General features: G+C 41.0%; 7 protein-coding genes. 2 read left to right on the top strand and 5 right to left on the bottom strand.

Annotated elements, in window-relative coordinates; all coding sequences use genetic code 11:
- From AC11ZT_RS13260 to AC11ZT_RS13280, 5 genes are all read right to left on the bottom strand, one after another.
- Positions 1-326, bottom strand: a 326-nt coding sequence (locus AC11ZT_RS13260; protein WP_484060052.1) for a phosphatase PAP2 family protein, incomplete at its 3' end; no start/stop codon positions are given.
- Between the two features lie 218 nt (positions 327-544).
- Positions 545-2,725, bottom strand: coding sequence for a DNA topoisomerase III (locus AC11ZT_RS13265; protein ID WP_484060053.1), 2,181 nt, complete (start codon positions 2,723-2,725; stop codon positions 545-547).
- Between the two features lie 22 nt (positions 2,726-2,747).
- A complete protein-coding gene (locus AC11ZT_RS13270; RefSeq protein WP_484060054.1) occupies positions 2,748-3,944 on the bottom strand; it encodes a class I SAM-dependent methyltransferase in 1,197 nt (398 codons plus the stop codon).
- An 11-nt stretch (positions 3,945-3,955) separates the two neighbouring features.
- Entirely contained in the window at positions 3,956-5,377 is a 1,422-nt protein-coding gene (locus tag AC11ZT_RS13275; RefSeq protein ID WP_484060055.1) for an ArnT family glycosyltransferase, read from the bottom strand.
- Positions 5,378-5,526: 149 nt separating this feature from the next.
- Entirely contained in the window at positions 5,527-6,837 is a 1,311-nt protein-coding gene (locus tag AC11ZT_RS13280) for a cytochrome P450 (protein ID WP_484060056.1), read from the bottom strand.
- Positions 6,838-7,126: 289 nt separating this feature from the next.
- On the opposite strand from AC11ZT_RS13280, the gene AC11ZT_RS13285 reads away from it, so the two are divergent.
- Both AC11ZT_RS13285 and AC11ZT_RS13290 read left to right on the top strand, forming a co-directional pair.
- Positions 7,127-8,683, top strand: a complete 1,557-nt coding sequence (locus tag AC11ZT_RS13285) for an ABC-F family ATP-binding cassette domain-containing protein (protein ID WP_484060057.1) — start codon at positions 7,127-7,129, stop codon at positions 8,681-8,683.
- 239 nt (positions 8,684-8,922) lie between these two features.
- The coding region (locus AC11ZT_RS13290; protein WP_484060058.1) for a hypothetical protein at positions 8,923-9,106 on the top strand (184 nt) is incomplete at its 3' end.

Here is a 9,106-nt window from a genome sequence, read left to right on the forward strand (position 1 = left end):
ATGGTATGGTCACTTGCAAAGGAAGACTCTGAAGCCGAATGAGCAATCAACTGATGTACCTGATGATCGACAAACGGACGAGCATGCCAATACATCTTATTTATAATTAAGTTACAGAACAAGGCAATCGCTGCAGCTATTCCTATATAAATTGCTGTTCGCTGATTTTTTTCTCGAGTTTCTGGTTTCCTACTACTAAACCACATGAGCACGATAATCAGTACAGAAATAATTTGGGCATTATCTGCAACAAAAACCATAATCCAATCCAGCCACGTAAAGTGCCCTGCCCACTGATTTATCATTTGTAAAATTTGATACTTCATTTTTATAACTCCAATCCTATACATTTTTATTTTAAAAAGTCCTAGCTCCCTTTACTATCTTCCCTCTCCTAGCTTTTTTCTTTCCAAATAAAAAGACTGTTACAATCAAAAAAGGTTCATCTAAATATATTTTTTTGTAGTAGCCGGTTCAACAATAGAAAAAGAGCATGTTTTCATTAGCGAAAACACGCTCTTCTTTGTAAAACGGCATTATTGTTTTACTTTAATTTTAGTTTTGCAAGTGCATCTGCTAATGCTGTGTTAATAGGTTCGTCATCTTGCTTCTTTAAATATTGATTTACATCCCGTTTTGTTGCACTACTGTTCTTCGTTTTACTCGTACGTGCTTTAAAGGCAGAGAGCTTTTCACGGTAACCACAGCTGCATGCAAAAATTTGTCCTTCTCCTTCGCCACGTAGCTCCATCTTTTTATGACAATTTGGGCATCTTGCGTTCGATACTCTTGCTAACATTTTGCGATGACCACATTCACGGTCTTGGCAAACGAGCATGCGTCCCTTTTTCCCATTTACCTCAAGCATCGGCTTTCCGCAGTCCGGGCATCTCGTTGTCGATACATTATCATGTTTAAATTTATGAGTACTATTTTTAATTTCATGAACCGCTGACTTCGTGTAGTCACGAATTTCTTTCATAAATACATTCTTTGAAATGGTTCCCTTTGCAATGGCTTCTAGTTTTTTCTCCCATTCTGCTGTGAGTGCAGGAGATTTCAGCCCTTCTGGTACGAGTTCTAATAGCTGCTTTCCTTTAGATGTAATGTAAATATGCTTTCCTTTTTTCTCAATTAAGAAGCTATGGAATAGCTTTTCAATAATATCAGCGCGCGTTGCTACCGTTCCAAGTCCGCCTGTTTTCCCAATGGTAGCAATTAAATCCTTACTTTCATTCTTCATGTAACTAGCTGGATTTTCCATTGCAGTAAGCAGCGTTCCTTCATTGAAAGGTTCAGGCGGTTTCGTTTCTCCCTTTGTTTGCACGACGTTTAAAATCGGAATTACTTCACCCTGCGTTACTTGTGGAAGGACTTGCTCAGATCCATCACTCTTTTCCTCATCATCAAAGTGATTATCATATACTTCCTTCCATCCTTGTGCTAGTACGGTTTTTCCTTTTGCGATAAAGGTTTCGCTTCCAATCGCAGCCGTTACCGTTACTTGTTCATATTCAAATGCGGGAGAGAGAACGGCCAAAAACCGCTTCACGACTAAATCATAAATTTTTCGTTCCTTATCACTTAATGAACTTAATAGCACCGTCTCCTCCGTTGGAATAATCGCATGATGGTCGGATACTTTGCTATTATCAACGAACGATTTATTCGCTTGAATCGGCTTTTGCAACAATTTAAAGGCAATTCTTGCATAAGGTTTTACATTAACGGCTGCTACCCGGTCCTTTAATGTATCAACCATATCTGTTGAAAGAAAACGAGAATCCGTCCGCGGATAAGTTAACACTTTATACTGTTCATATAGTTTTTGCATGATAGATAAGGTTTCTTTCGCAGAAAACCCAAAAATACGATTGGCGTCTCGCTGTAATTCAGTTAAATCATATAGATGAGGAGCATAGGCTTTCTTATGCGTTTTCTTCACATCGATGATTTTCGCCTGTTGATTGCGCACAGCTTTAAGTACTGCATCACTTTGTTCCTTGGAGAAGGTGCGGACGTCCTTCGTTTTTGCATCCTGCCAAATAAACTTGATGGCTTTTCCCATTGCAGCAGTGCCATAAAATGACTTTGGCTTAAAATTTTTAATTTCTTCTTCGCGCTTTGCAATCATACCTACTGTCGGAGTTTGCACGCGGCCACAAGATAGCTGTGCATTATGCTTACATGTGAGAGCACGCGTTGCATTTAATCCAACAAACCAGTCTGCCTCGGCACGCGCTACGGCAGATAGATATAAATTTTCATATTCTTTTCCATCACGTAGCTTCCGAAAGCCTTCTTGAATTGCTTTATCGGTTACCGAAGAAATCCAAAGGCGGCGAAGCGGTTTGTTAACATGAGCTTTTTCAATAATCCATCGTGCAACAAGTTCACCTTCGCGTCCTGCATCGGTTGCAATCACGATGTCCTGCACGTCTTTACGAAGCAACTGCGCCTTAACCGCGTGAAATTGCTTGCTCGTTTGCTTCATGACAACAAGCTTTAGCGTAGACGGCAGCATCGGTAAATCTTCTATTCGCCACGATTTATATTTATCATCATAACTCTCTGGATCGGCCAAGGTAACCAAATGCCCAAGTGCCCACGTTACAATGTATTTATCCCCTTCTACATACCCATTTCCTTTTTTACTACATTTCAATACCCGCGCAATATCGCGAGCAACCGATGGCTTTTCTGCCAGTACAACTGTTTTACTCATCGAAACATCCTTTCCTGTAACCTTAAACTACATTCACGTTTCTTGCTATCAAAGTAAATGTTTTCGGTAAGCCGATATCATGAATTTTATGATTCGGTTCCTCTTCTAATACTTCTATCAGTAAACCTTCCTGCGCTACAGCAGTAATAAGCTCGCCCATTGTCCATCTGCGCTGCACAACCTTTTCCAAGGATTCCTTCTTTTCATCCGCTACATGCTTCGTAAAGGCAACGTTGCCGCTTTCAACTGCTGGATTGAAATAATTTCCAACTACGTTATGCTTTTTACCAGTAGATGTGATCAACTTTGTAGAAATCGGATGAAATTCATGGAGAATAAATCTTCCGTTAGGACGAAGTAACTGCTTCACAACCTGCAGAAGCGGCTTCAAATCGATAAAATAATGAAGCACACCAAGCTCCATTAATACAATATCATACTCGGCAAGCTTTACTTTCTCCGGCAACGAAAGAACGTCTGACACAATGTATGAAAAAGGCGCCTTTGCTTCCTTGGCAATTGCCGTTGCAAAGGCCTGATTTTCTAGTGAAAAATCAGCGACCGTTACCTCTGCCCCAAGCAAAGATAGAGCGGCTGCTTTCACCCCGTTTGATCCCATCAAATGCATGACTTTCTTGCCTTCTACATCGTTCATATATTTATAAAATGGATAGAGGCGCCACTTTGGATTCTCTTTAATTTTCTTGGCAATGCTACTTGGCTCCCCGTACCGATGCACAAGCGCCTCATAATTGTTCTGATTCCATGCGCGCTCATTTTGCGCAGTTAGAAGCTGCTGCTGACGTAGTAGCGCTTCATGGATTCTTTCACTATATGCAGTTTGCGGGAAATATAAATAGGCATAAAGAGAATGACAAGGGAATACTACGTCTTGATACGGTACGCCCATCCGGTACGGGTTCGTACGCACAGTCGTATTAAAATGGCAGTAGATAATCACCTTTACATCGTCCGTGCGAAACTGAAAGCTTGCCTCAAGATCGGTACGCTCGATTTCTGACGGAACGTACGCATCAAAATGTTCATGTACAGATGAAAACACATCCCACTGCACCTCAATGGTGATTGGGAATGATTCCTCTATTGTGACTCCTTGCAACATAAGGGCTACTTCGTTTGTAAACATGTAAGGAATATGATATTTTTCAAGTGTATGATGTAATCCCGTGCAAATGGATTCAATTTTTTCATGGTTCATATTGTATCCTCCTAAGGAGTATTTCGATGATAAGGAAGCCATTTTTCTTGCATATACGAAAGACCATAGCCGAACAAAATCGCAAAGGACGGCAGCAAGAAGGAGCGATATCTTGTCTGAATTTCTATAGATAAATGAATAGCTGCGTATCCAAGAATAAGGAACACGAGCATAAGAACAGGATCTATCCGGTTTCTTCTTCGCATAGCAAACGAGCCGATTCCTGCAAATAAAAGTATACTACTATATAATAGACGTTCATATGTAAAGAGCCAGTCTTTCAGCCTTGGATAATCTAAGCCCTCCATACTCCAATAAAGGGACGCATCATTTCCGCCCCACAAAATCGTGAATTTTTTTAAAAATAGCTTCGCTACTTGAGCCTTGTCCATTAATCTTTGTGAAATCATTTTCCATTCCGCTGTATCTCGCTCCAGACCAATTGGAAATTGATCAACATATTTTTCGTCCTCGGCTGAGTATTGACCGTTCGTTTCGTTATTTAATCCAACCATGAATTTCCAATATGGTTCCCGGCTCGTCAACGGATACTTCGTTACACCGGCAAACTGTAAGGAATAGCTTACGAGATTATGCATAGCAAAGAATACGATGACAATAGCAAGTAATCTACTTACCATTGCTTTGCGATTAACCTTTTCTATCATAAGCAGCAATGCTACATAACAACCAATACTTAATAAAACGACGCTTCCTATCGGTCGCATCATATCGCCAATCGCTAGTAATATACCGGCATACAGCCAAATGCGTGGTTTCATTATTCCATATTCAATAATCACATACAACCCAGCATATAGGAAGAAAATGGCCATATGTTCATTGGTTAATACTGAACACATAACGATGGCAGGCGGATAAATCGCATACAAAAGCGCAGCCATTCTTCCTGCTAATTCATGGAACTTCCTTGCAATTCCGTAGATAAGAAAAACCGTTCCCGAACTATATATGATATTTAGAATTTTGAGTAAAAGAACATGATCACCAAATAGCTTGATGATACCTGCTTCATACATCGTAAAGCCAATTTGATAGACCCACGCGCTAAAATAGGGATTGCTACTAAAGCTAAAATCTCCCGATACTGCCTGCCTAGCCGCGGCATACATTTCGGCAAAATCGGATGAAATGGTCGTTGGCATACATAATACCCATGCAAGGCGGACCACCGTTGCAAGTCCAAGTAAGATCCAGATATAAGAACGGGATGATCTCATAGTCCAGGCTATGGCACCAATTCCGACAGCCATTCCAATCGAAGCAACTGCACGAAGTGACATAAATAAAACATCTCGTTTCAGACGAACGAGAGAGGAAAAATCAAGCAACGTACTTAAAAAGGCAGCTAGGAAAAAAAGGATTGCTACCGCATATATTATTTTCATTGCAATCAGTGCAGGTTTGTTCATATCCTCTGTCTCCTAAGCTATGTATGGATAGAATGGCAGAAAAAAGTATAAAAATAAGGCTTCTTCTAAAAAGAGTAACAGAAAAAGGACCGTTCTCGCAAACCCTGATTTTCAAATTACAGGAAAACGGCCCTTTGTTTATACTATTTTTATTTAGAAATGGTCATCATTACTGGCCCGTGCGCGCGAAGAGAAACGAGCGGCTCGGTCGTTATCGTCTCATCCGCAATCGATAGCTTCGCGGCTTGCATCACAACGGCAAGAATGAGAACGGCCTCCATCATCGCAAATTGACTGCCGATACAGCCGCGCGAGCCTGCCCCAAATGGAAAATACGCATAGTTTGGAATAGCTTCCTTTCGCTCTTTCGAAAAACGCTCCGGTACAAATTCCTCGGACTGCTCAAAGAAATGCGGGTTACGGTGAACCGCATACGGACTAATGAGGAAGGTCGACCCTTTCGAAAATGGAACCCCTGCAATTTCTACATCTTCGATTGCCTCTCGCAAAATAATCCACGCCGGCGGGTAGAGGCGCAATGTTTCTTGCACAATTTGACTACTATACGTAAGCTTTGGCATATCTTCGAAAGTTGGCAATCGTCCGCCCAGTACGCCGGAAAGTTCCTGCTGCAACTTTTCTACCTCCTGTGGATGCTTTGCGAGCAGTACGAGTGTCCATGTAAGTGCATTGGCCGTTGTTTCATGCCCTGCAATGAGAAAGGTAACGACTTGATCACGAATTTCCTGCTTGGCAAGGGGCGTTCCGTCATCATAAGTAGAGTGCATCAGCATACGTAACATATGGTCCTCTTCCTGCTTCTCCGCTTCCTCCATGAGCCAATCGGCTAACGCGTGCAATTCCTTAACCGCTTGATTGCCCTTCCTGTTTTTTTCCGTAGGTAGTTTGTCAACAATCGGAAAAGGGGAAAGAAGGGTTGACGCTGTCTTTTCAATAATTGCATTCACTGCCTCTGCGACGCTTGATGATTGTTCCTTCATGTCGATCCCAAACATCGTCTTTGTAATGATTCGCAGCGTTAAGTTCATCATATCCGTATGAATGGGTACACGCTCTCCGTCCTTCCAAGTATCTACAAGCTCCTTCGCATACTTCACCGTAGCATCCGCGTAAGAAGCTATCTTCTTTTTGTGAAAAGCTGGTTGCACGAGCTTTCGCTGCCTTTGATGCTCATCCCCCTCGCTCGTCAAAACTCCATTTCCAAGCGTTTTGCTAAACGTCTTTGCTGATGCCCCTTTTATAAACGCTTCCTCTTTCGTCGTTAATATTTCTTTCACCGCTTCTGGAGAATGGACAATATACGAAACATTTTTTCCCCTTGGATTAATAGCGACCATATCACCTAATGTATGAGTATCATATAGAAAAGTAAGTGGATCTTTACGAAAGCGAATATACTTTTTAACTTGCAGCCCTTCCATCTGCGCCAATTTCGTCATGTGAACATCCCTCGTTTTCTCTGAAAATTAAATTGTGCATACTCTTTATTATAAAGAGCCCCCCTACCTAACACACATAAAACGCCTCGTAGCTTGGGGATTCATTCGGCTCCTACATGTAATTTACGAAAAGAACGATAACCTTGTCTTTTCAGTACCTGCTAACTCCGATATAATCAAAAAGGGGATAAAGATCCCTCCTTTTATTTTTAAACTTAGATAGCTATCTCATACGAAATAACCGGAAAATAACCCGTTACCCAAATACAAAGAAAAAGGTGCATAAGAAATGAGTATTTTAACTGTTAATAATTTAACACATGGCTTTGGCGACCGTGCTATTTTCAATAACGTATCCTTTCGTTTATTAAAAGGAGAACATATCGGTTTAGTCGGCGCAAATGGCGAAGGAAAATCAACTTTTATGAACATTATTACAGGTAAGCTTGAGCCCGACGAAGGAAAAGTAGAATGGTCCAAACAAGTACGCGTTGGCTATTTAGATCAACATACCGTTCTAGAAAAAGGCATGACGATTCGCACCGTACTGCAAGGTGCCTTTCAGTACTTATTTGAAATTGAAGAAGAAATGAATCAAATGTATGTGAAAATGGGCGAAGCTACTCCTGAGGAGCTAGAAAAACTGCTGGAAGAAGTCGGCGTCCTGCAAGATATGCTTACCAATCACGATTTCTATATTATCGATTCCAAAGTAGAAGAAACGGCGCGTGGTCTTGGCTTAGATGATATTGGCCTTGAACGCGACGTGCATGATTTAAGCGGCGGACAGCGTACGAAAGTGTTACTGGCTAAGCTACTCCTTGAAAAACCAGATATTCTTCTTCTCGATGAACCGACCAACTATTTGGATGAAAAGCATATAGAATGGTTAAAGCGTTATTTACAGGAATATGAAAATGCCTTTATTTTAATTTCACATGATATTCCGTTCCTTAACAGTGTAATCAATTTAATCTATCATATGGCAAATCAAGAATTAAATCGCTACGTTGGTGATTATGATAATTTCGTAGCTGTCTACGAAGTAAAGAAACAACAGCTAGAATCACAATATAAAAGGCAGCAGCAAGAAATTTCAGAGTTAAAAGATTTCGTAGCGCGCAACAAGGCACGTGTATCTACGCGAAACATGGCGATGTCACGGCAGAAGAAGCTGGACAAAATGGATATTATCGAATTGGAAAAGGAAAAACCAAAGCCGGAATTTCGCTTTAAAGAAGCAAGAACGGCAGGAAAGCTTATTTTCGAAACAAAAGATCTTGTTATCGGCTATGATGCGCCGCTCTCTAGACCGCTTACACTTAGCATGGAACGCGGGCAAAAGATTGCTTTAGTCGGTGCAAACGGAATCGGGAAAACAACATTACTAAAAAGTATTCTTGGAGAAATCCAGCCGATTTCCGGCTCCGTACAACTCGGTGATTACTTAGAGATTGGCTATTTTGAACAAGAAATCAAACAAGAAAACCACAATACATGTATAGAAGAAGTATGGAATGCCTTTCCGTCTTTTACACAATATGAAGTACGATCCTCGCTAGCAAAATGTGGTCTAACACAAAAACATATCGAGAGTAAAATCGAGGTACTAAGCGGCGGAGAAAAGGCTAAGGTTCGCCTTTGTAAACTCATCAACAAACAAACCAATGTCCTCGTATTTGATGAACCAACTAACCATTTAGACGTGGATGCAAAGGATGAGCTAAAACGTGCGCTACAAGCGTATAAAGGGACTATCCTTCTTATCTCCCATGAACCGGAGTTTTATGAAGGTCTCGTAACAGACGTTTGGAACTGCGAAACGTGGACAACAAAAGTATTGTAATTTCGGTCAACTAAGGAAGAAATGAGCATCCCAACCATATCATGATGAAGGAGGCCACTGAAAAGGTACTATATTTCAGCGGCCTCTTTTCATACAGCAACTGACTTTGACATGCTCGATCCCCCCTGTTTCATTCCTGCCAACTTTTCGTTCCAAAAAAGGTTCCTAGTTTGCTAGACTTATTGGAATAGGGACAAGCACCTCCTTCGTATATATAGATCAAAGAGGTGGTGGACAAGATGGAAATGATGTTTCATATAACAAATGGAAATGCTAAGATTGTGATTACGATTCTTTTATTTCTATTTTTACTCGTATTTTATTTACTTGCCTGCAGATGGAGAAAGCTAAAGAAACCGTTTCTGATTGTGGCAACTCTATGTAATGCTGCCTATATTGCATGGAGAGGGTTTGAAACCATTC

Source organism: Ectobacillus sp. (assembly GCF_056992975.1).